Origin of the sequence: Alteribacillus persepolensis, assembly GCF_900099605.1 — a bacterium.
Classification (GTDB): Bacteria; Bacillota; Bacilli; order Bacillales; family Marinococcaceae; genus Alteribacillus; species Alteribacillus persepolensis.
The window spans coordinates 1-23125 of the sequence record NZ_FNDK01000018.1 but is presented as its reverse complement, the minus strand read 5'-3'; the positions used below and the strand labels follow the sequence as shown (position 1 = coordinate 23125).

24 protein-coding genes are annotated in these 23125 nt (G+C 42.9%); 18 read left to right on the top strand and 6 right to left on the bottom strand.

Annotation, left to right across the window (positions count from 1 at the left end):
• Positions 1-2 precede the first annotated feature (2 nt).
• The 5 genes from argF to BLT18_RS12960 all read left to right on the top strand — a co-directional run bounded on the left by argF (position 3) and on the right by BLT18_RS12960 (position 3231).
• Positions 3-962, top strand: a complete 960-nt coding sequence (gene argF / locus BLT18_RS12975) for an ornithine carbamoyltransferase (RefSeq protein ID WP_091274832.1) — start codon at positions 3-5, stop codon at positions 960-962.
• A 169-nt stretch (positions 963-1131) separates the two neighbouring features.
• Positions 1132-1299, top strand: coding sequence for a hypothetical protein (locus BLT18_RS18275; RefSeq protein ID WP_175487505.1), 168 nt, complete (start codon positions 1132-1134; stop codon positions 1297-1299).
• Between the two features lie 370 nt (positions 1300-1669).
• Complete coding sequence (locus BLT18_RS12970; RefSeq protein WP_245705270.1) at positions 1670-2635, top strand: BMP family ABC transporter substrate-binding protein; 966 nt, start codon at positions 1670-1672, stop codon at positions 2633-2635.
• 85 nt (positions 2636-2720) lie between these two features.
• Positions 2721-2888, top strand: a complete 168-nt coding sequence (locus BLT18_RS12965) for a ComZ family protein (RefSeq protein ID WP_091274922.1) — start codon at positions 2721-2723, stop codon at positions 2886-2888.
• Positions 2889-2961: 73 nt separating this feature from the next.
• Complete coding sequence (locus tag BLT18_RS12960) at positions 2962-3231, top strand: penicillin-binding protein (protein WP_245705269.1); 270 nt, start codon at positions 2962-2964, stop codon at positions 3229-3231.
• A gap of 177 nt (positions 3232-3408) precedes the next feature.
• Here the strand turns inward: BLT18_RS12960 and BLT18_RS12955 are convergent, their stop codons facing one another.
• Entirely contained in the window at positions 3409-4113 is a 705-nt protein-coding gene (locus tag BLT18_RS12955) for a response regulator transcription factor (protein ID WP_175487504.1), read from the bottom strand.
• 140 nt (positions 4114-4253) lie between these two features.
• Here BLT18_RS12955 and BLT18_RS12950 point away from each other — a divergent pair, with 140 nt between their 5' ends.
• From BLT18_RS12950 to BLT18_RS12935, 3 genes are all read left to right on the top strand, one after another.
• Positions 4254-5198: an alpha/beta hydrolase gene (locus tag BLT18_RS12950; RefSeq protein WP_245705268.1), complete on the top strand. Its 945-nt coding sequence runs from the start codon at positions 4254-4256 to the stop codon at positions 5196-5198.
• 36 nt (positions 5199-5234) lie between these two features.
• Complete coding sequence (locus tag BLT18_RS12945) at positions 5235-6863, top strand: flavin-containing monooxygenase (protein ID WP_091274824.1); 1629 nt, start codon at positions 5235-5237, stop codon at positions 6861-6863.
• Positions 6864-7372: 509 nt separating this feature from the next.
• On the top strand, positions 7373-8119 hold the full coding sequence (locus BLT18_RS12935; RefSeq protein WP_091274818.1) for a cytochrome c oxidase assembly protein: 747 nt from the start codon (positions 7373-7375) through the stop codon (positions 8117-8119).
• Between the two features lie 372 nt (positions 8120-8491).
• Here the strand turns inward: BLT18_RS12935 and BLT18_RS12930 are convergent, their stop codons facing one another.
• Positions 8492-8824, bottom strand: a complete 333-nt coding sequence (locus BLT18_RS12930) for a winged helix-turn-helix transcriptional regulator (RefSeq protein WP_091274817.1) — start codon at positions 8822-8824, stop codon at positions 8492-8494.
• Positions 8825-8981: 157 nt separating this feature from the next.
• On the opposite strand from BLT18_RS12930, the gene BLT18_RS12925 reads away from it, so the two are divergent.
• From BLT18_RS12925 to fabF, 5 genes are all read left to right on the top strand, one after another.
• Positions 8982-9389, top strand: coding sequence for a DoxX family protein (locus BLT18_RS12925; protein ID WP_091274815.1), 408 nt, complete (start codon positions 8982-8984; stop codon positions 9387-9389).
• Between the two features lie 298 nt (positions 9390-9687).
• Complete coding sequence (locus BLT18_RS12920) at positions 9688-10473, top strand: SurA N-terminal domain-containing protein (RefSeq protein ID WP_091274813.1); 786 nt, start codon at positions 9688-9690, stop codon at positions 10471-10473.
• 208 nt (positions 10474-10681) lie between these two features.
• On the top strand, positions 10682-11242 hold the full coding sequence (locus BLT18_RS12915; RefSeq protein WP_091274811.1) for a sugar O-acetyltransferase: 561 nt from the start codon (positions 10682-10684) through the stop codon (positions 11240-11242).
• Between the two features lie 168 nt (positions 11243-11410).
• The gene (locus tag BLT18_RS12910; protein ID WP_091274809.1) at positions 11411-12346 is read left to right on the top strand and encodes a beta-ketoacyl-ACP synthase III; all 936 of its coding nucleotides are present in this window, start codon (positions 11411-11413) and stop codon (positions 12344-12346) included.
• Between the two features lie 45 nt (positions 12347-12391).
• Complete coding sequence (gene fabF, locus BLT18_RS12905) at positions 12392-13636, top strand: beta-ketoacyl-ACP synthase II (RefSeq protein WP_091274807.1); 1245 nt, start codon at positions 12392-12394, stop codon at positions 13634-13636.
• A gap of 46 nt (positions 13637-13682) precedes the next feature.
• Here fabF and BLT18_RS12900 read toward each other — a convergent pair whose 3' ends face one another.
• From BLT18_RS12900 to BLT18_RS12890, 3 genes are all read right to left on the bottom strand, one after another.
• The gene (locus tag BLT18_RS12900) at positions 13683-14738 is read right to left on the bottom strand and encodes an LCP family protein (RefSeq protein ID WP_091274795.1); all 1056 of its coding nucleotides are present in this window, start codon (positions 14736-14738) and stop codon (positions 13683-13685) included.
• A 103-nt stretch (positions 14739-14841) separates the two neighbouring features.
• Complete coding sequence (locus BLT18_RS12895) at positions 14842-17418, bottom strand: CBS domain-containing protein (protein WP_091274793.1); 2577 nt, start codon at positions 17416-17418, stop codon at positions 14842-14844.
• An 18-nt stretch (positions 17419-17436) separates the two neighbouring features.
• On the bottom strand, positions 17437-17721 hold the full coding sequence (locus tag BLT18_RS12890) for a hypothetical protein (RefSeq protein WP_091274789.1): 285 nt from the start codon (positions 17719-17721) through the stop codon (positions 17437-17439).
• 302 nt (positions 17722-18023) lie between these two features.
• Between BLT18_RS12890 and BLT18_RS12885 the strand changes: the two genes are divergently transcribed.
• Together BLT18_RS12885 and BLT18_RS12880 are read left to right on the top strand one after the other, a co-directional pair.
• Positions 18024-18230 carry a hypothetical protein gene (locus BLT18_RS12885; protein WP_091274786.1) on the top strand — a complete coding sequence of 69 codons (207 nt, stop codon included), beginning with the start codon at positions 18024-18026 and terminating at the stop codon, positions 18228-18230.
• An 82-nt stretch (positions 18231-18312) separates the two neighbouring features.
• Complete coding sequence (locus BLT18_RS12880) at positions 18313-19062, top strand: DUF3603 family protein (RefSeq protein WP_091274784.1); 750 nt, start codon at positions 18313-18315, stop codon at positions 19060-19062.
• A 501-nt stretch (positions 19063-19563) separates the two neighbouring features.
• On the opposite strand, the gene trpS is transcribed toward BLT18_RS12880, so the two are convergent.
• Positions 19564-20553, bottom strand: a complete 990-nt coding sequence (trpS, locus tag BLT18_RS12875; RefSeq protein ID WP_091274782.1) for a tryptophan--tRNA ligase — start codon at positions 20551-20553, stop codon at positions 19564-19566.
• Positions 20554-20709: 156 nt separating this feature from the next.
• Here trpS and BLT18_RS12870 point away from each other — a divergent pair, with 156 nt between their 5' ends.
• The 3 genes from BLT18_RS12870 to BLT18_RS12860 all read left to right on the top strand — a co-directional run bounded on the left by BLT18_RS12870 (position 20710) and on the right by BLT18_RS12860 (position 22907).
• A complete protein-coding gene (locus BLT18_RS12870; RefSeq protein ID WP_091274780.1) occupies positions 20710-21849 on the top strand; it encodes a glycosyltransferase in 1140 nt (379 codons plus the stop codon).
• 125 nt (positions 21850-21974) lie between these two features.
• Positions 21975-22520 (top strand): TlpA family protein disulfide reductase, encoded by a 546-nt coding sequence (locus BLT18_RS12865; protein ID WP_091274778.1) that lies wholly within the window; start codon positions 21975-21977, stop codon positions 22518-22520.
• 171 nt (positions 22521-22691) lie between these two features.
• The gene (locus BLT18_RS12860; protein ID WP_091274776.1) at positions 22692-22907 is read left to right on the top strand and encodes a hypothetical protein; all 216 of its coding nucleotides are present in this window, start codon (positions 22692-22694) and stop codon (positions 22905-22907) included.
• Positions 22908-23125: the final 218 nt, after the last annotated feature.

Genomic DNA, 23125 nt, shown 5'->3' with positions numbered 1-23125 from the left:
CAATGAGTGAAGACAAGCATATTCAGCCTCCCGGCAACCTTGTCGGGAGAGATGTGTTAACATTGTTGGATTTTACAACAGATGAAATCCAAGATCTGTTGACATTCTCTGAACAATTAAAAGAACACCACAAACAATATGGACAGTCCCAGCTGCTCCAAGGAAAATCACTTGGCATGATTTTTGAAAATGCATCAACGAGAACAAGAGTGTCATTTGAAGTCGGTATGACACAGCTTGGCGGACATTCTCTCTTTTTAAGCCCAAGAGATATGCAAATTGGCCGGGGAGAACCAATTAAAGATACAGCACAAGTGCTTTCCCGCTATTTGGATGCGATTATGATTCGCACGAACTCACACGAAACTGTCGAAGAGTTAGCAACGCACTCTGATGTGCCTGTGATTAACGCATTAACGGATTTATATCATCCGTGCCAGGCACTTGCTGATGTGTTAACGATAAAAGAACATAAAGGAAGCCTTGACGGTTTGAAAGCTGCATTTGTTGGTGACGGCAATAACGTAGCGAATTCGCTGTTAGTAGCTTGTGCAAAAACGGGGATGGATGCAGCACTTGCTGTTCCAGCAGGCTATGAGCCAGATGACAAAGTGTGGAAGGAAATTCAGCAGACAGCCGAAGAAAACGGGACAAACGTTGAACTGACAAACACCCCGCAAGACGCTGTAAAAGATGCAGACGTTATTTATACAGATGTATGGGCAAGCATGGGCTATGAAGAAGAGCAAGCAAAGAGAGAAAAAGCATTTGCCGGCTTTCAAATTAATGAGGCCCTTTGTGCAAACGCAAAAGATGATTTCATTTTTCTCCACTGCCTGCCTGCACATCGCGGAGAAGAAGTGGCAGCAAGCATTATTGACGGTCCGCACTCTGCTATTTACGACGAAGCAGAAAATCGGCTGCATGTACAAAAAGCGATTCTTGCTTCGGTTATGGAATAGAAAAAAAGCTGCTTTAGCGCCGATGGCGGTAAAGCAGCTTTTTCTTTATACTAAAGAAAGCGCCGTATAATTGCTGCTATCAAAGGTTTTTCAATACTTTCGGACTGTAATTTCTAATGGGAAGTGTTGAGGTGTGTTATCATATCTGTTTAGAGGGAGAGACAAAGAAATGAATCATTATGCTGTATACATAAGAACGCTCCTGTTTTGCGCCGTGCTTATCGTCTCATTTGTTATATGTCAGTTTGTATTTCAATTACAAGAAGGGCTGTCTGTCCTTTTATCTCTTGTGGCTGCTTTAGGCAGTGAATGGTTATATGCCAGACGGACGTCTTAACGAATGCAGGAGTTTTGAAATGAAACGCGAAAACGTACCATAACCGGAAGATGAAAGCGAGCTGTTTGTCTGACAGACACCTATAGGAAAATACAGCGTGTGAACGAAACCAGCATATACACGGAGCAGTTATCTGCACCGCAAAGCTTGGCGCCAGCCATACTGTCTTTATAAAGATAAGAGAGGATAAAAGCTGGCGTTTTTTTAGTTTTGCACAAGCACCTGCTCGCTCGAGGATCCCTCGGTCCGTCCATGGAAAGCGTCCCGTCTGCAGCAGATGCGTTCTAAAGCAGCAACGTCTACGATGACAAGGGTGGTGGTTGAGCGGATTTCTCAACCGCCGTTTTTCTTGAAAGGAGTGTTGATTATAATGAAAAAAAGCAAAGCTGTTATCTGGATGCTTTGTCTCGGTTTTTTTCTGCTGACGAGCTGTCAAGCTGTTTTACCGGCCACATCATCAACTGACGTAAAAGCAGCACTCTTATTAGAAAGTACAGTCGATGATAAAACGTGGAATCAAAAAGGTTTCGAAGGACTGTTAAGCATACAGTCGGAATTAAATATGGAAGTCATGTATGAAGAAAATATCACCAGCTTAGGAGGGGTGAAAACATCACTGGACGCGCTGCAGGATGAGGGTGTTGAGCTTGTGTTTGGCCATGGCAAAACGTTTGCGGATATGTTTGAAGAGTTAAGCAATGATTATGAAAATATGCATTTTGTTTCTTTGAATGGTCAAGCACGTGGTGAAAATGTTACTTCTATTATTTTTGATGGGTATGCGATGGGATTTTTTGCTGGGCGGTTATCACAGGCAATGAGTGATTCAAACACGGTGGGAGTGATTGCCGCGCAAGAATGGCAGCCAGAAGTAGAAGGTTTTATGAATGGCGCCCAGTCAGCGGACGATGCATCTGTACGTGTGATGGAAGAGAGCGTTGGGAGCTGGGATGATAAAGAAACAGCGTTGCAGATACTAAACCGTATGATAGAAGCGGGGGCAGATGTTATTTATCCGGCAGGAAATGGTTATCACCTTGAAGTCATTGAAGAGTTAAAAGACAAGGGGCTGTATGCGATTGGCTATATCGGGGACCAATCCGATTTAGGCAAGTCCACGGTGTTAACAAGCACCGTGCAGCACGTTGGTACAGTGTACCGCCTGGCTGCAGAGCAGTACCAGAACAATGAATTAGAAAGCGGAATCATTCATGTCGATTTTCAAGATGGAGCCATTTCAATGGGAACCTACAGTTCGGTTATACCAGCAGATGTTAAAGGGCAGCTGGAAAAAGAAATCACAGTCTATAAAGAGACAGGAGACCTGCCAGAATAAGTATTGACGCTTGCAAGAGAAACGTGCTTCAATAATAACGACACAGAAGAGACAGGAGGTGAGGTAAGTGGATCAAGAACGAAAAATGAAGTTTATGCAAGTGGCTATGCAGCATCTCCCCGAAGCAAAAACATTACTAGATAAAAAAGGCATCGAGCTGGATATGGAAGACATGCAGCCTGCTATTGAATTATTAACCAAAGTGATGGAAGAGGCGTACAATATCGGATATGAAGATGCGAAAAACGAATAACGGCCCTTAGTAACACCTTTCTTTTTTCTACATATAGTGAAAATATCTAATGGAAAAGAAAGGTTGTCGCCGCATGCACCCATATTATTGGCACCACGGATGGTTGAGAAGCCACGACCATCATCACCATCCGCCGAGAAATCCGTATTTTCCGTTTATTCCTTTTCTAGCAGGATTAGCTGTTGGCCCGTTGTTGTATGGGGGCGGATATGGTGGCCCTGGCCCTTATCACGGACCGGTATATGGGCCTCATTATGGTCCTTCTTTTGGTCCAAGTTACGGCCCAGTCTATGGCCCTTATGCAGGGCATGGTTACCCAGCTCCTTATGATGGTCATTACTAGTATGTTTTAATTGAACGTGTGAAAAACTCTTGTTCATGTAATGCGAATAAGAGTTTTTTCTTGCACGGGCAGAGCAGACAGGAAAAGGTGAAAGACGGATATTTTTTGTCTTCCCCAAATATCGAGGCGCCTAAGTGTATACGACACAGGTTTGTTCAGTGGGCTGCTGAAAAAGCGCTATCCTTTTAACAGACCGCGTTGAAACATAACAGCAACAGCATGAGCACGATTTTGGGCACCAAGCTTTTTAATCGCAGATTTTACGTACTGTTTAACGGTAAATTCACTAATGTCCATATAGTCAGCCATATCTTTGGTGCTTTCCCCTTTGGCAATCCGCCTCATTACTTCTAGTTCCCGATTGCTTAAAAGAGAGGAATCATTGTTTATCGTAAGTGTTTCATTTAACGCGGAGCCGGCCAGCTGTCCAAACATAGTGAGTGACGATAACAGGTCCTCATCCATAACGACCCCTTCCGCAATATTTGTTGTACAAATATATCCAATGACCGTCCGTTCGAAAGGGATAGGCGTAACGACAAGACAATCCATCGAAAAGCGGGAGGCATATTTGCTGTTGGCGTATTTTAAAAAATATTCTTCTCCTGAACTAAATTGTGTTTTTCGTTCACAGACAGCATTGTAAATAATAGAAAGGGTGCGCAGGTCATCCCGAATGTCGCCAATACTAACAAAACCTGCATCAGTCAGCCCAATGACACCTTCCCCAAGATATCCTAAAGGAGAGTATCGAAACAAATATGCATCTTTAGCTGGAAACACATCCAAATAGATATGGAGCATGTGGAGAAGCTGTTCTTTCTGGCTTGATAGAGAATTTAATGAACGCATATGGTCTTGCAACGAATAAATGGTATACATACGACCATCTCCTTTTGAGGGAATAGTATACACAAAATTGGGAATATTCATATTATAAGTGAAAATGTACAATATGGGTAGAGGTTTTAGGAAACTATTTTCTAAAGCATCTTAAAAAATGCAAGAAAGGAAGATGTGTATTGGCTAATTTAATTCCCCAAGCTAAAGCGTACCTCGAACAATTTTATGAGATGCCTCTCCTCCAAACATTGAAACCCGAAGAAGTAAGAGATATGTTTGCACAAATGCCTGCTGCAGATGTAGAGTTAGCCCCTCTCGCCAAAATGGAAGACAAGCAAATTCCTGTTAGTGATGATGCTAACATCGGGATAAGAATCTATACTCCTGAAGGAGAAGGACCTTTTCCGCTATTTGTCTATTATCATGGCGGCGGCTGGGTTATTGGTGATTTAGAAACAGCGGACGCTACGTGCCGGATGATTGCCAATAAAACAGAGCGTGTGGTCGTATCGGTTGACTACCGGCTTGCACCAGAATACAAGTTTCCAATTCCTCTAGAAGACTCTTACGCTGCCTTAGAATGGGTGAGTGAACATGCTGCGTCTATAAATGGAAGCGCTTCCAATATAGTTGTAGCCGGTGATAGTGCCGGAGGGAACTTGGCAACGGCGGTTTCGATGATGTCTCGTGACAGACAAGGGCCGCCTATTGCCGCACAGGTGTTAATTTATCCTGTCACGGACTTAAGTTATAACACAGGTTCTTATCAAGAATTTGGTGAAGGGTTTGGACTGGACAGAGATTTGATGATTTGGTTTGGAGACTACTACATCAATCATGAGATAGATGCAAAAAACATTTATGCTGCGCCTCTGTTAGCTCAAGATGTAAGCGGTCTTCCCCCTGCTTTTGTCGCAACAGCAGAATGTGACGTTCTCCGTGATGAAGGCATGGCGTATGCAAAACGCTTACAAGAAGCCGGCATTCACGTAGAAGCTTATACAGAACCTGGTTTAATTCATGGATTCTTTACGAATATGGCTGTCTTCCCTGAACAGATAAAAGGAACCATTGAGAAAATGGATCAATTTTTGGCTGAAACAAAAAAGAGCATTTCACTGTAGTGCTTAAGGGCGATTCATTTTAAAGGGGGAATAATCATGGCGTCTGTAAAAGAGCAAGTAACGACGTTGGATGCTGTTGTCATTGGTGCAGGTTTTTCGGGATTGTATATGCTTTACCGTTTGCGTGAAGCTGGGCTGAAAACGCGTGTGTACGAAGCAGCGGGCGGTGTCGGCGGTGTGTGGTATTGGAATCGTTACCCAGGTGCTCGCTGTGACTCAGAAAGTATCTATTATAACTATACCTTTTCTGAAGAACTTTATAAAGAGTGGACATGGACTTCAAAGTACCCTGAACAACCGGAAATTCTTCGCTATCTTAACTTCGTCGCTGATAAGTTCGAATTACGCCCGGATATTCAATTTCATACGCGTATTGAAAAAGCGGAATACAACGAAAGAACGAACCGCTGGCAGCTCGAAACCAAGAATGGAGAAAAGATTTCAGCGAAGTATTTTATTACCGGCATTGGCTGTATTTCAACGGCCAACATTCCGAAATTTAAAGGGTTAGAGAGCTTTGAAGGTGATTGGTACCACACGGGGCACTGGCCGCATGAAAAAGTGGACTTTACTGGGAAGCGAGTGGGCATTATCGGAACAGGATCAAGCGGCGTCCAAGCCATTCCCGTGATTGCAAAAGAAGCAGATCATCTGACAGTTTTCCAGAGGACGCCGCAATACAGTGTTCCTGCACGAAATTATCCATACTCTGAGGAAGAAGTGGTACAGGCAAAAGCAAGCTTCCAAGAAATGCGGAAGACCGTGCGTGATTCACTGGCAGGACTGCCGGTGTCGTATGGAGAAAAGTCGGTACTTGACGATTCCCCTGAAGAACGTCAAAAAACATTAGAAAAAGCTTGGGAAATTGGCGGTACGACTCTATTATTTGCATATAAAGATGTTATTACCGACGAAAGAGCGAACGAAATCGTCTCTGCGTTTATTCGCTCGAAGATCAAAGAAACGGTAGAAGATTCAAAAACAGCGGAACAATTGACACCAGATTACTACTACGGCACCAAGCGGCCGATTATTGATACCGATTATTTTGAAACGTATAATCGCTCTAATGTCAGTCTTGTTGACGTAAAAAAAGCGCCAATTGAAGAAATTACGCCAAAAGGCATTCGTACGGCCGATGGAGAATACGAACTTGATGTTATTGTATTTGCTACTGGTTATGATGGAATGACAGGATCACTGTTTAAAATGGATATTGTCGGCAAAGAAGGTGTCTGTCTAAAAGATAAGTGGGAAAATGGAGCGGCAATCAGGACATACCTTGGCATGTCAACAACAGGTTTTCCAAATATGTTCATGATTACTGGTCCAGAAAGTCCTTCTGTGCTTGGGAACATGCCAATTACGATTGAGCAGCATGTGGAATGGATCTCTGATTGTATCGATTATTTGCGCAAGCATGATATTGAAACAATTGAAGCAAAAGAGGATGCCGAACAAGCATGGAGCAAGCATTGTCGTGAGCTTGCGGACACAACGCTGTATACGAAGACCGATTCTTGGTACACAGGCGCTAATATTGAGGATAAAGTGCGAGGATTTCCAATCTATGTCGGCGGATACGGTCCGTACCATGAGAAATGTGCGGAAGTTGCAGAACAAGGTTATGATGGCTTTACGTTAATGTCTAATACAGTAGTATAAAAACGAGGAGGAGTTGTCCTAAAAGATTTTTTACAGCTGATAGACACTTCGCTTCCCGCGGGTGAAGCATTAGCTGATGTTCATTAAAATAAAGCCAGCCCGACTCAGAAGACAGACCTTGCGTATGAAAAGGATAGCCGGATTTTCCACAGATCCAGGTTATCCTTTTTGCGCATTAGGAACGTTTCCCTTTGTTCAAGGATGAAAGGTGAAGAAAAACGCAAGCGCCTTGAAAGCCGGCATTGTTTACCTCGCTCCGAAGATGCTGCACAAGCCATCATAGTGACATGGATTGTATACACCTTTAGAGGACGCATCTATGTTATCATAACAGGGGAGAATGTTTCGGCTTCCTTACATGGAGTGCCTTACAATGGCAGATAAACAAAAACCAAGATGATAGAAAAGAAGAAGAAAAAGAAATGATAGATGAAAAGATAGAAACGATGTATCTCATAGATGAGATGACTTTCTGTGTATAACAATGATGAAAAGGAGCCAACAAGAACATGTACTACGTGTGGAGTATGATTCTTCTGCTATGTTTAATTTTTATTGGGAAACGCTATGTTCAAGCAGCCAAAGGAAAAAGTGAAACCAGCCGCGGGAAGAAAATTTCTTTTGTACTGGGCCTTTGCCTTTTTTTCGCGGCACAGTCCGTAGTAGCACTGCAAGCGGGCAGCTATTCGTTTTTTGTACATATGATTCAGCAGACAATTACGTATTTTATTGTTCCGATTCTTGTCATTCAAGGGTTGACAGAGGAAATGGCAGCATCACTGCATCGTTATTTGGATACAAGATGGTTTGAAATGTTCACCAAACCAATGATTGCCGGTGCATTGTTTCCCATTCTATTTTCCCTTTATTATTTGCCGGTTGTGTTTGATACAGTCATGTCTCAACCTTTATTGCAATTAGCGGCTATGCTTATTTTGCTTGCGCCTGCTTTTTTGATGTGGTGGCCGATGGCTGCATCTACAGGGAATGACAAAGCATTAACACCGATGATTCGTATCCCCTATATCTTTGTGATAGCCCTGCTTTTTACACCGATTGGTATTTATATTATTTTTTCAGAGCCTTTGTACAGCAATTATACACTGTCTGGTCAACAAGTAGGGGGGACAGTGTGGAAAGTATCCACAGCGTTTATTTATATACTGATGATCGGCCGGTCTTTGTCTGAATCGGTTAAGCTCGATAGAGAAGAGGAGAAGCGCCAGGTCAGGATGTATCAAACAGGAAGTGAGTAACGTATCACTTTCTAGTTGCTGCACGGTACGAACGAGCATGTAATAAGAAAGCCCATAAGCCGGGAGCGCTCTCTTGATCAGGCGGGAAGACCCCCGCTTCAAGGAGCACCAGCGAGTAAGTGGAAGTTGGATTCGTAATTAGATAGTACCAACTAAATGTGTGCACAGGTGAGCCGTGTAGAACACGCATGTATGAATACAGGGGAAAGGAAAAAAGTATATAACAAGTGGCAGGGGGCATAAGAGAAGAATGTCTATGGAGAAAGAATGAATAATGCACTTGCCCCGTTAGGACAGACGCTATTAAGGCTGTTTATTACCCACTATAGATGAGCGTGTTTTTTTGCAGTATTTGTGCAAAAACACGCTTTTTTATCGTTGTACTGCTTCTTTTTCATCAATCCACGTCTTAGACCACTGTTCTAATTCGTTCATAAGAGGTTCTAACGCTCTTCCTTTTTCGGTTAATGAGTATTCAATCCGAATCGGTGTTTCTGGATAAACATCTCGTTTCACCATTCCTTCGTTCTCTAAATGCTTCAAACGATCAGACAGAAGCCGTCCGCTGATGCCGATAGAAGCTTCTATTTCACAAAATCGCTGGGAGCCTCTCAGAAGCTGATAAACGACTAAGCCTGTCCAGCGTTTACTCAAAATACTCATAGCTTTTTCAAATTTCGGGCAGAGTTGAGATTGGTTGGTCATTATCAATCACCCCTTTTTCCATATATTTTATCATAAAAGTCTTTTGTGAAAACAAACAGTAATTAAATTACTTATTTTCTTATATTTAATTGACAAAAGATAATTATTAAAATATACTTACTTACGAAAAGTAATTAATTAAAAGGAGTGGTGAAAGATGAACAAACAAGAGATTGGTACTGTCCTCCTTCGAGTAGTTTTAGGACTTATATTTTTGGTACATGGATGGGATAAGTTTCAGGGAGGTATTGGAAACACGGCAGGTTTTTTTGACAGCATTGGTGTTCCTGGATTCATGGCTTATATTGTCGCAGTCATTGAGCTTATAGGCGGCATTGCGATGATCTTAGGAATTGGTACGAAGCTTGCAGCCATCTTATTTGCAATTATTATGGCCGGAGCGATGTTTAGTGTGAAATTTTCCGCAGGTTTTATAGATGGCTATGAATTTGATCTTGCTTTACTAGCGATGTCGGTTTACATTGCACTTACTAACAGCAACGCTTTGTCATTAGATCACGTTGTGTTTTCATCAGATCATAATTCCAGTAATAGAGCAGCATAACATGCCGGTCTCCAGTAATGGAAAAGCCGGGATATAAATAGGAACAGGTTCTCTTGTTGAGAGAACAGAAGGGGGGAAAACATCTGTTGTTTCCGAAGAAATGGGAATAGCAGATGTTTTTCTATGTAACGCTGATAGTTGTAAAATGTATGGAACGAAGGTTCTAGATGGACCCATATAGTTGGATATTTGACGCTATAAAATGAAAGATTATGTGAATCAAAGAGGAAAGGTTGTTTCAAGTTGCATAAAGTATGTTAAAATAACCGCACAATATTAATGACACAGAAAAAGGAGAATGAGTGTGAGTAAAAAGTGGTTATTAAGTGCAGCATTTGCCATATCCATCTCCATGCTGGCCGCTTGCGGCGGAGATGAAGGAGAAGAAGGAAATGGCGGCGAAGAAAATGCCCAAGAAGAAACTGAACAAGGTGAAGGACAAGGTGAAGGGCAAGGCCAAGAACAAGCAGAAATGCCTGAGCCAGATATAGACAGCGTTCCTGATGTTGTAGCGGAAGTGAATGGGGAATCCATTACAAAAGAAGAATTTACGACAACATATGAAAGCCAATTTCAACGAGCTGCTATGCAGTCACAAATGACAGGGCAAGAAGTAGATCAAGATCAATTAAAGCAGCAAGTAGCGGAAGGTATGGTTGGCACAGAACTGCTTATTCAGGAAGCGGGCGACCGTGGTTTTGAAGCTTCTGAGGAAGACGTCAATCAATTAGTGGATGAATTGGTCGAACAAAATGGCATGGAATCACAAGACGATCTCTTCGCAGCTTTTGAAGAACAAGGCATGAGTGAAGATGAAATTATGTCACAAATTGAAACACAAGTAAAAATTGATCAGTTGATTGCAGAAGAAGCTGGTGATGTAGAGCCAACAGAAGAAGAACTGCAAGAAGCTTATGATCAAACGACTGCTCAGCAAGAACAAATGGGCGTAGAAGACATACCGTCTTTTGAAGAAATGAAAGCAGATCTCACTGAGCAAGTGAAAATGCAAAAAGAAAATGAAGCAGCTCAAACATTGATTGAACAGCTTCGTGAAGATGCAGACGTAACTGTTCATGTGTAGTAGGATAGAAGACCAGAATTCTCCGTGAATTCTGGTCTTCTTTTTGCGCATTAGAAACGTTCATCTTTGTGAAAAGATGAAAGGGTAAGCAGAGCGGCGGCTTTTGACACAAGAGCTCGGCGCCGATAAGTGGAGTTTCTTTATATTTTTTGCAGCAGTTCAACAATATAGGAAAAAGTAACGAAAAGTAATAAAAGAGGGTGTATGAATGAAAACAGAAAAAGAAAAGATGCTGGCCGGAGAAATGTACTGGCCTGAGGATCCTGAACTCATCGAAGAAAGGCAGCAGGCGAGAAAATTCACACGATTGCTGAATAAAACGACAGAAATAGAGGATGAAGAACGCCAACGCATTATCGAGCAGCTGTTTGGCAGCTTCGGAGAAAATATCAATATGGAAACGCCGTTTCGTTGTGATTACGGCTATAATATACACGTTGGCAGCAATGTTTTCATGAATATGGATTGTGTCTTTTTAGATGTTGGAGAAATCAACATCGGGGATAACTGCCTGATTGGTCCGGGTGTACATATCTATACCCCACACCATCCGCTTAACCCGAAAGAAAGACTGTCAGGAAAAGAGTGCGGGAAACCAGTGAAGGTTGGTAACAATGTATGGATTGGCGGAAGAGCAGTCATTAATCCAGGCGTGTCCATTGGAAATGATGCAGTCATAGCTTCTGGTGCTGTTGTCACAAAAAATGTCCCGAGTAGAGCTGTGGTGGGAGGAAATCCAGCAAAAATATTGAAATATACGGAAAGCTGAATATTGTGCCGGGAAAGCTGCCTGCAGAATAAGGACGCAGCTAGACAATGAATACGATTTGGTTTAAACTTAAAACCAGGTCATAAGAGGAAGTGTTAAAATCATAAATAATACCACAGAGCAGGTTTGCGCATATATTTTTGGTCAATTAGAGGAGGAGCATCATTTATGAGAAATGTGGGTATTTGGGGTATAGGAAGTTATAATGAAGGAAGAGAAATTACAAATAAGGAATTTGAAAAAACACTCGATACCAGTGATGAATGGATTCGAACAAGAACAGGTATTGAGCGAAGAGTATTTGCCCATGATGATGTGAACACATCAGATATGTCATATTATGCAGCTGTGGATGCACTAGAAGACGCCGGCTTACATGCAGAAGAGCTGGATTTGATTTTAGTAGCAACGGTTACACCGGACTATCCGTTTCCATCTGTCTCCGCACTGTTACAAGACAGACTCGGAGCTGTAAACGCAGCAGCGATGGATATTAGTGCTGCTTGTGCAGGGTTTATTTATGGGATGTCTACCGCCGAACAGTTTATTAAAAATGGCACGTACAATCATGTCCTTGTTATTGGAGCCGAGAAGTTATCGAAAGTGATGGACATGGAAGATAGAAACACGGCTGTTTTATTTGGAGATGCAGCAGGAGCAGCGGTGCTCGGACCCGTATCGGAAGGAAAAGGAATACTTGCTTGGGATTTGGGTGCAGATGGCAGTGGTGCGATGCATATTCGCCAAGATCCGAAAGTCATTATGAACGGGCGTGAAGTATTTAAATTTGCTGTGCGCCAAATGGGAGAAACCTCTCTAGAAGTCGTTGAAAAAGCAGGGCTGACAAAAGATGATGTTGATTTTCTCGTGCCGCACCAGGCCAATATCCGGATCATGGAAGCAGCGCGCCAGCGACTCGAACTTCCTAAAGAAAAAATGGCAGCAACTGTTCATAAATACGGTAATACCTCGTCAGCATCTATCCCGATAGCTGTCGTAGAAGAAATAAAAAATGGTAAAATAAAAGACGGAGATCTCGTCGTCATGGTCGGTTTTGGCTCAGGTCTTGTATGGGGAGGAGCAGCAATTCGCTGGGGACGTTAATCTTCCCTGCTTGAACCGGAAATTTAGGCAAAGGAGAGAAAACAAATGGACAAAAAGAACCGTGTGGTAATTACTGGGTTGGGAACTGTCAATCCAGTGGGATTGGATGTTCAATCCTCTTGGAAGAATATTCAAGATGGTGTCTCAGGCATCGGAGAATTGACGCGGGTAAATAAAGACGATTTTCCAATGAATGTGGCTGCTGAAGTAGATGAATTTGATGCGACATCATTTATTGATAAAAAAGAGGCAAGAAAAATGGACCGGTTTACGCAGTTTGCAGTCGCTTCGGCGCTGATGGCACTAGAAGATGCCGATTATCAAATTACCGAAGAAAATGCGGAACGCGTAGGAGTGTGGATTGGATCTGGCATCGGCGGCATGGAAACGTATGAGCAGCAATTTAATAAATTTAAAGAAAAAGGCTATAAGCGGGTGAGTCCATTTTTTGTGCCGATGATGATTCCAGATATGGCTTCCGGTCAAGTATCGATTATTACTGGTGCAAAAGGGATTAACTCTTGTACGGTTACAGCATGTGCATCTGGAACCAACTCCATTGGTGATGCGTTCAAAGTCATCCAGCGCGGCGAGGCGGATGCGATGATTACAGGCGGTGCTGAAGCGCCAATCACAAGTATGGCTGTTGCAGGGTTCAGCACTGCAAAAGCAGTGACCACATCAGATGACCCAAAAACGGCGTCTTGTCCATTTGATAAAAATCGCAGTGGATTTGTGATGGGAGAAGGAGCAGGTATTTTGCTGCTCGAGTCATTGGAATCAGCCAAAAAGCGTGGAGCGGATATTTACGCAGAAATTGTAGGCTACGGCGCAACAGGAGATGCTTACCATGTGACAGCACCGGCTCCAGAAGGCGAAGGGGCTGCGAGGTCAATGAGCCAGGCAATGAACGACGCCGGCTTACAGCCTGAAGAAGTGCAATACGTGAATGCCCATGGAACAAGTACGCCGTATAACGATAAGTTTGAAACATTGGCGGTGCGGAATGTATTTGGTGATCATGCCGAGAATATGATGATCAGCTCCACCAAGTCGATGACAGGTCATCTGTTAGGAGCAGCAGGTGCTATAGAAGCGATATTTACGATAAAAGCTATGAACGACAGCATTGCTCCGCCAACCATTAATTATATGGAACCAGATCCTGACTGTGACCTTGATTATGTGCCCAATGAAAAACGTGAAGTGGATATTCAAGCAGCATTAAGCAACTCCTTAGGCTTTGGCGGCCATAACGCAACGTTAGTGTTCAAAAAATTTGAAGCGTAATGAAAAAACGACTGCTGCTCGGCAGAGGACGAGCTGGCAGTCGTTTTTATTCTGTCTTTGTGCTGTCGCTGCGAGAGGCCGTTTGTCTGTTTTCCTCGAGGTTCCCATCAAGAAAATTTTGCAGCTGCTGGCTGTTTTCTTTCATATCTAACTCCAGCACAGCTCCAGCATGACTGTACCGTTCGTCTACAAATGAATCTTCTACCGGAATGCGAAGTGTGTTAATATTTTCTACTGGATTTAATAAGATGTCTTTTCCGAGCGACAGCATTTTGCTCGTGGATACGTCGGTTTCAAAATTTGGATGAATGGCTCCGATTAGCTGTGGTGTTTTCGTGATACTTGCAACAGAAAACAATTCATCCTTTAATAAAGCAAGTACTTCTTGTTGACGTGCCACTCGTCCAAAATCGTTTTTGTCGTTGCTTCGAAAGCGGACGTAATCCAGTGTTTCTTCGCCATTTAAATGGTGGGTGCCGGGATGAAAATCAATACTCACTTCCCCGGAATGATCTTGATAATACATACGTTCCTCAATGTTTACCTCTAGTCCATCAGGAGCGAGTGTATCAACAACATCTACAAAACCGTCAAAGTTGACGGTCGCGTGATAGTCAATGTCGATGCCAAAGTTTTGTTCAACCGTTTCTTTCAATAATTCGACGCCCCCATAAGCAAAGGAAGCATTAATTTTATTGTTTTGATATCCTGGTATTTCTACATAAGAATCTCTCATGATGGAAGCAAGCTTTACCTCTCCATGTTTAGGCTGCACGTTTGCGACCATAATCGTATCGGTGCGGGCGGCACCTGATTCTTCATCATCCACTCCTACCAGCAAAAAAGTAAGGTCTTCCTTTGTATTTTGCTGTGTTTCTTTTGCAGGCTGACCGTTTGGGTCATGATTTTCTTTTGCCAGGCTGGTAGCATTGGAATGTGACAAATCTTCACTGGATTGCTGGTCGTTATGTTCATCTGCAAAAGGTTGTGCGCTTTTAGAGACTGTAAACATGCTGATGCCAGCAAACAATAAAATAATCAACGCCATGAGCACGTATAATTTTTTCTTCATCGATGATGTTCTTCTCTTTTTTCTACTCACCGAAATTAACCCCCTCAAACACTCAACCTTGATTATAACAGATATGTTACATCTGTTTGAATATTAAATGACAAGATCATGTGAAAATTTGAGTGTTATCGGTTTATTTTTCCTTTTTTCGCATTTCATCGTCTAAATATGCTAGTGCCTCTTGGCGATTTTTTACGTCATCGTCTAATGTAGCTTTCTCTACGGCAAGTAAATAATCGGCAAAAGCAGGACCGGGTGCTGCCCCCCGTGCTTTGATATCATCCCCGGAAATCCAGGCAGGCATGTGCTGCCGTTTTTTTATATAGGACAAAATAAAGGAGGCTTTGTTTTCTTGCTGGCTGCCAGCCGCACTGGCAGCAGCTAAAAGCAGCGCACCGTCTTCAAGGGAGCGGGCAGCATGATGAAATGTTCCAAAAGAAGTGTATATCTCTTCGCTGTCGTGTTGCAGCCACGTGATAAAATGGTGTGCTGTTTTTTTCTGCGGCTTTGTCACGGCTATATTCTCCAATGTATCTGCTGAGCGTTCACTGTCTGTATACAGACAAGCTGTCACAAAGAACCATTTGTCCTCCGCTTCTATAAAGCGGGGATACGTTTGTAAGAAACCAAGCAGTGCTTGCAGCGACGCAGATGCTTTTTCATTCCACACAGCTCCAGGTAAAAAGTGTTCTAGTACGCCTAGTTCATGCAGGCGTGCTATGCTTTTTACTGGGTCTGTTTCGTCGAACAGGCGCTTCATATCGGCGACAATGCGTGTATGGCTGAGTAAAGCAATCGAGCGTGTTGCGTAGCGGAGAAAGCTCTTGGTTTGTGGATCCATATGAAAGGAAAAGCGTTGTTCAAAACGGATACCACGCAAAATACGTGTCGGATCTTCAACGAAGCTCAGGTTATGCAAGACGCGTAAACGTTTTTGCTGCATATCGTTATGGCCATTGTAATAATCGATTAACGTGCCAAATGATTCTGGTGAAAGAGATATGGCCATGGCATTTAACGTAAAGTCACGCCGGCTCAAGTCTTCTTTTAGCCGCGAGCGGACAACAACAGGCAGAGCAGCCGGTTCTTCATAATATTCAGCTCGTGATGTTGATACATCAATCTTTCTTCCCGTGTTTGTGGAAATGGTTGCTGTTTGAAACGTATCATGCAATGTGACGCTGCCGCCGGTTTCTTTGGCAAAAGCATCAGCAAATGCTGTGCCGTCTCCTTCAATAACAATATCGACATCTTCATTTGGTTTTTTTAATAAAATATCCCGAACGATGCCGCCAATCAAATACGCTTCCATCTTCATGCCGGCTGCAAGGCGGCCTGCCGTTTGGATCAATTGATAATAATCAGATGGAATATATTCCCGCATGCGGGCAGTTAAGTCCATGGGCAGATGATTGTCTGCATGCTGATGCATATGTTCTACCACATCCGAACGTGTCACAATACCAACAACACGTTTTTTTTCCAGAACAGGAAGACGTCCGATATTATGACTGATCATCTGTTGCTGCATTTCTTCGAATGAGGTTCTTTTTGTAATAGTGACAGGATTTTTAGTCATAAATCCTTTGACAGGAGCATGTCCAAGGCCGTGAGCGTGTGCTTTATCAACATCACGCCTTGAAATGACACCTGCGAGGTTTCCGTCATGATTGATAATTGGAAATCCATTATGGCCAAAGTGAAGCATTTGCTGTTTTGCTTCATCTATCGTCGTTTCTTCCTCCAGCGTTTTGACAGGGGAGGACATGAGCGTTTCTGCGTTTAGCGCTCGTGTGATAATGGAAGGCAGCTGTTCTTTCACTGTTGGCAGTGTCTCATCTAGCGCCGCATTTTTTATTGTGGCAGCAGCGGCTTTTTCATGTCCTCCGCCGCTTAACGTCTTAATAAGAGGGAGGACATTTATTCTGTCGGAGGCTGCCCGGGCAATGACGACCACTTTATTTTTCAGCTGTGTGACATTAAAAACAGCATGGGCGCCTGTCATCTCTAACACTTTGGATGTGATGTCATTTAACCCCGCTATATAGTTGTCTGTTTCCATCGAAACAATAACGATATCAAGCCCCTCGAGCGGTACGTGTTCTGCAGACTGTAACAGCGATTGGAAAGCGTTTTGCTGCGGTTCGGACAGCGAACGTTCTGCAAATTGCTGCACAACATCTAAGTCCATGCCATTTTCTTTTAAGTAAACCGCTGCCTGCAGATCACGAACCGTCGTCGACGGATACATGAAGGAACCGGTATCTGTATACAAGCCGAGTGCAAACAACGTTACTTCATAGGAAGAAAGAGGAATCTGCTGTTTGATTAATTCTTCTAGTAGTATTGTTACCGCGGCGCCAGTCCGTTCGACATAATACTGGATAACGTCCGACTTTTCTTCTTCTAAAAGCGCATGATGGTCATACACTGTTATACATACATCGTCTGCTTTGATAAGTCCGGTTGGTGCATCCGTTCTGTGAACATTGTTCGTATCAACAATGACAAGATGATTCACCTCTTCCCAGGTTACATCTTTGGCTGAAACAAATGGAAATGTGTCTTTGTAGAGTGCTAGATAGTCACGCACGGGTGCTGTCTGCTCCGCAGGCAGAGCCATTACCGCGTCTGGATAAAGCTTGGCGGCACAAATTAAAGAAGCCAGTCCATCAAAATCCATCATTTTATGTGTTGTAATCACACGCATATATGTCCTCCATGTTTGTTATTTTTCTCCGTTTTTTATTCCCATTAAGTATTGGTGAAATTCCTGTAAAGCCAGCGTTAAAATAGCTTCTGTTGTGTTTTTGGAAGGCTCAACCCCTGCTTGGTCAAAATAACGCATAATATCTTCCATTTGATCTTTTTGCTCTTTATAAAGCCGAAGGTGGGTTAAATAGGTTTCGTTGCCTAAATGGCGGGCACGCTCATTAATATCACGAACGAGCTCATCATAGTTTTCCATTTTTTTATAAAATTTTTGTTGAAGATATTCCCGATGAGTGGACATAAGCATCCCTCCTGCATACATTAGAATAAAACGTAAGCGCCTTATGGATTATCGTTGTTCCTGATGATTGGCATATAGTCATATTTTATAAAATAAAGCCCATGTCGAACAATTATTACTAGGAAAATGTTAGGCGAATAGAGGATTTTCCTTTGCACATCAAGAAAGTCTCTCTATTTACAAGACCATTTGCACGACAAGTATTAGAAAAAAAGCTGTCACTCATGGCGCTTCCTCGTTTTTAATGATAGAACATGACAAAGAAATTGTCTTTGACTTGAAAGACAAGGGAGCGAAAAGAGATGTTCGCTAGAATATTCATGATGATGGTAGGCTTTGGGCTGGCAGCGGCCGGTGGAATTAGTTTAATTGCTTACATGAACTATATTCCTGCTGGACTGACAATGGTCGAATATTTGCAGTTTATCGTAAAAAGCACGGAAGCGATGGTTTTTGCAGCGGGACTTCTTCTTATCGTTGGGAGTATTTATTGGCCGGAAAAAAAGTAAAAGAAAGAAAGGGCAGGAAGAATAAAACATTTTCTCTCTGACTATACTGTGGATACTAATGGATAGCAAGGAGGGTTTAACCATGGCCCGGATCCGTGATGTCTGGATTAATTGGTTTGAAGGCGAAGAAAACGGGTACAATGTATGTCCTTTCCATGAATGGCACTCTGAAGATCAAATTGAAGTGCTGGATCAAGCGGAAATTGTGAAGGTCACAGAAAAGTTATTTGACTACATTGAAAATCGAATGGAAGATGTTCCAGAAGAACTGCTGAGTGAAGTGTTTCAAAAAAGTACACTGCGTAAAAACATGACAAGAGTAACATTGGATTACTGTTTCATTATGTTTGATGGTGAACGTGCTATGGCCATTGACACTCTGGGCTATAAGACACCAATTAGAAAAAGCCGTCTTACTCCAAAGCATGAGCGCCTTGTCAACGAAATCATGGATGAAACAAAAGAAGAAAAATGTTTTGATGTAGAAGAGCAGGTGCCGCCAAAAGAATACCACATTTTATCTCCGCATCCACAATATATGGCGGGATTAACGAGAAAAGAACGCCAATTAAAGCAATTGTTGTTCATGGCACTTGATCAATTGTATACGTCTGGGGAAACAGCAGAAGTCCGCTATTGGTATACGGAGTGGAATCCAGCCGGATACGAAGAAATGCAGCATATTGACAAAGAGTCGGCTTGGCAAAGGCTGTATCAAGAAGTGAAGCATGATTGGTCCGACGCTCATTATGAATTATGCAAAAAAATGATCAAAGGCCAGCCGTTTTTTGAAAAGATCTGGAATCTGCATCACGAAGAAGAAGTGAAGTAGAAAAACCGAAAGAAATGTGAGCCATTGCCTCATATTTCCCTTTCGGCTGGCCGTCTTTACAGAATGCCTGTCATTCCATATAATAAAGAGGAATAGAAGGTAAGACAGGAGGGGTAGTAGTGGACGGACTAGCTTATCTATCAATGCAGATTTTGACTGTTTTGTATGCGGTCGGTACGATTGTTTTCAGTGTTATAATAGGTAAGATTTGGAGAAAACAAAAAGGGTATTAATTGGAACGAAAATACATCACGTAACGCACAGCAGGAACAGAGAACATAGCATAATAAAGGGGCTGTATCAAAAGCCCTTAACGTAAAATACCATGGACGCCATCCCTCCAGATGGTAACCATGGTATTTTTTTATAACCAGCTTATGCAGCTGGTTTCTTTTTGCGGCATTTCGCCGCCGCCCCGCAGACAGCAGGCGAATACTCTGTCAGCAGAAGAGAATAAGGGAATCCCCCAATAACGTCTATAGAACGTTGTTATCGTATGTGTTATCTGCGTTTGCGGCCAAGCCCCATTGCTCGTTCAGCTTTTTTCAAGGTTTTAAAGGCCGCACGTTGAGCACGTTCTGCTCCTTCATCTAAAATATCATCGAGTTCGTCGGAGTGAATCAGTTCCTCATAGCGTTCTCTGATTGGCCGAAGCAAGCCGGCTGCTGCTTCTGCCACTGCTTGTTTGAAATCCCCATAACCTTTGCCGCTAAAGTCCTGTTCAATCTCTTCCAAGCTCTTTCCAGTCGACAAAGAATAAATAGACATGAGGTTGGATACGCCTGGTTTGTTTTCACGGTCAAAGCGAATCTCATTTTCTGAGTCTGTGACAGCACTTTTGATTTTTTTGATAACCGTTTTTTCGTCATCAAGCATCGAAATAAATGCTTTTTGGTTTTCATCTGATTTGCTCATTTTTTTCGTTGGTTCCTGCAGGGACATAATCCGCGCTCCAACTTGTGGAATTTGTGCTTCCGGCACGGTAAAAATATCGTTATATTTGCGGTTAAAACGCTCCGCTAAATTGCGTGTCAGCTCCATGTGCTGCTTTTGGTCTTCTCCAACGGGAACGATATCGGCGTTATATAATAAAATGTCCGCAGCCATTAGTGGAGGATATGTTAACAGAGCGGAAGAGACGGCTTCTTTGCCGGCAGACTTGTCTTTAAACTGTGTCATTCGCTCCAGCTCACCGATATAGGACACACATTGCATAATCCAAGCCATTTGCGCATGGGCCGGAACTTCTGATTGGATAAACAGCGTCGATTTTTTTGGGTCGATACCTGTCGCTAAATAAAGAGCTGCCAGCTTGCGAATGTTTTGGCGCAGTTTTACTTTATCTTGCGGCACAGTAATTGCGTGCTGATCCACGATACAAAAAAAGCATTCATGCTCATCTTGAAGCCCGACAAAATGCTGTAATGCCCCTAAGTAGTTTCCGAGCGTTAACGTTCCGCTCGGCTGAATTCCTGAAAAAACTCGTGTCATTTTTCTCCATTCCTTTCTATGTAAACGGCGTTTCCTTGTATCATCTCTTTTCTATCATATCGAAACTCCCGGCATGAGTAAACCGGTTTTGCGCGCTATGCATGTCTCAAAAATTGTCCGCATATACTATGGCAAACCGATGAAGGAGACGAACGCATGCATATTCATATTTTAACTGCTTCTTATGGCAGCGGTCATAACCAAGCAGCAATGCAGTTAAAAAAAACCATTACCGCGCACAATGATACAGCTGCGATTGTGAAACCGCTCGAAACAAAAATACCTTCTCTCTATGAGATGAGTAAAAAAGTATATGAACGCATGCTGCTGACTTGTCCACAAATATGGAGGAAATGGATGCAGTCATCGCATTCTGCTTTATTATCCACCATAGTGACATGTTTATCATTCTTATACCAAAAGCAAATCGAACAAGCGCTGCAAGCAGACATCGTCTTGTCGGTTCATCCGCTCTTAACTGCCATGGCTGGTGAAGTGAAGCAGCGCAAAAAATGGGACATCCCTCTCTATAGTGTCTCCACCGATTATTGGACACCGCCGCTTTCTCATCATTCTGCCGTGAATGGTTTGTTCGTCTCGGAAGCAGAAGAGACAAGCTGGAAAAAAGTCGATCAAATGGTATATCCGGCTGGCATTCCGATTCATATGAGTGACTATCGCCTGTCAAAAAAAGAATGCTGTCTAAAATACGGATGGAGTCCAAATAAACCGCTTATCCTTATTAGCGGCGGCGGTGACGGTATTTTTCCTTATCAAGAGGCAGGAGATATTTTAAAATCGCTTTGTGTTCCAGCAACGATTGTGATGATAAGCGGGAGAGGCAATTGGGTGTATGACACTGCATCGGACAATCACGACATTCATATTATTCCGTTTACGCGCGATTTTAAAGAAATGCTGCGGGCAGCGGATCTTCTTATTAGCAAAGCAGGCGGCATGACGATGGCTGAAGCTGTTCATAGTGAAGTGCCGATCCTGATTTATGCACCGCTTCCTGGACACGAAGAGCACAATGCCCATTGTTTAACAAAACATCAGGCGGCAGTATGGGTGAAATCACCTTCTGAATTAAAAAAAACAACCGAAGAGTTACTGCTTCATCCATTGAAACAAGAACAGATGAAACGCCGGCTGCGTCGAATTAGAGAGGAAAACAGTGCAGAAGTGATTCTCTCGATTGCAAAAAACGATGCGCTACAAACGATGTTTCAACCCCATGTATACCGCCAGCAGCACAACGGTTACCACAAGCAGGAGAGCGAGCGGCCATTCTGAAAGAACAGGGAACTGTGCAGAAAAAAGAATGGCAATACAAACCAGTCCCGTGAACATATAAACAAGTGTGCGTAATATTACCAGCATGTTCTCACCTCACATTTTGCTGAAAGGAGTGTTTCTTTATGCACTACGTACGAAAACGGCTCATGTTTCTGTCTTTATGCGGTGTGATTTTGCTTACCGGATTATTTTATCAAGCCTCAAACAATCCAGCAAAAGAAGCGGTACAAGTAGCCGCAGGCAGCCAAGTAGCACAAACGGGCCAGCAGGCTCCATCGATAGAACTTGGCGGGCTAGACGGACACGTGTATAAAACAGATGCTTTTTTTAACAAGCCGTCTTTATTTGTATTTTTTGCGAGCTGGTGCGGCATTTGCCAGGAAGAATTGCCGAAATTATCAAGATACTATGAAGAAAATAAAAACGATATAAACATTATTGCGGTGAATGCAACAACACAAGAGTATAAAAAAGAAGATGTAGAACAATTTGTCAAACAGGCACAGCTGAAAATGCCGGTACTGCTGGATGAGAGCGGAGATGGCATCGAAGCATTTCGAGTGCAAGGAGTACCAGTGTCATACGCCATTGATGAAAATGGGGTCTTGCGCGAAACCTTTTACGGCCCAATGAACCGACAAGCATTAGAAGAAGCGTTAGGATTATGAAACCGTCTTTTCTAATACTTTAAAAACATGCACAACCGAAGTCCCTTCCCCGTAGCCGAACATACCTCTTGCCAGGCGCTTAGGCTTTTCTTATAAGCCGGCATTTTTTTCATCTCATACAGGCCGGAAATCGTCACAAACTAACGATGAACCTTAAAGGAGGTATCAACCATGACCCATAAAAATAACCGTCCGCGTCATAACCGAAAAGAAGAAATTCAAAACATCATTTCTGATACCGAAGAAAATGTAAACCGCACGACGGAATTTGCGAAAGAACATGGAGCTGCGCTGAGTGAAGACGAAATGCAGCAAATTGAAAAAAAGAATGAACACCGCAAAGAAACAGTACAAAACTTGAAACGTTCACTTAAACGTGAAAAGTAAAAGTGAAAAGGCTGTCTTAAAAAGGGGTTGCCCTTTAGACAGCCTTTTCTATGTTTATAAGGAAAGAAAGGATAAAAGTTCGGCGTTTTCATGGTCCAGAAAAAGCGCCTGCTCGCTCAGATGCACAGGAAGTGGTGACTTCAACGCCCGCCACAGGACGTGCTTCCACAGGAAGTGGTGACTTCTACGTTGCACACAGGACGTGTGCGTTCTTAGTA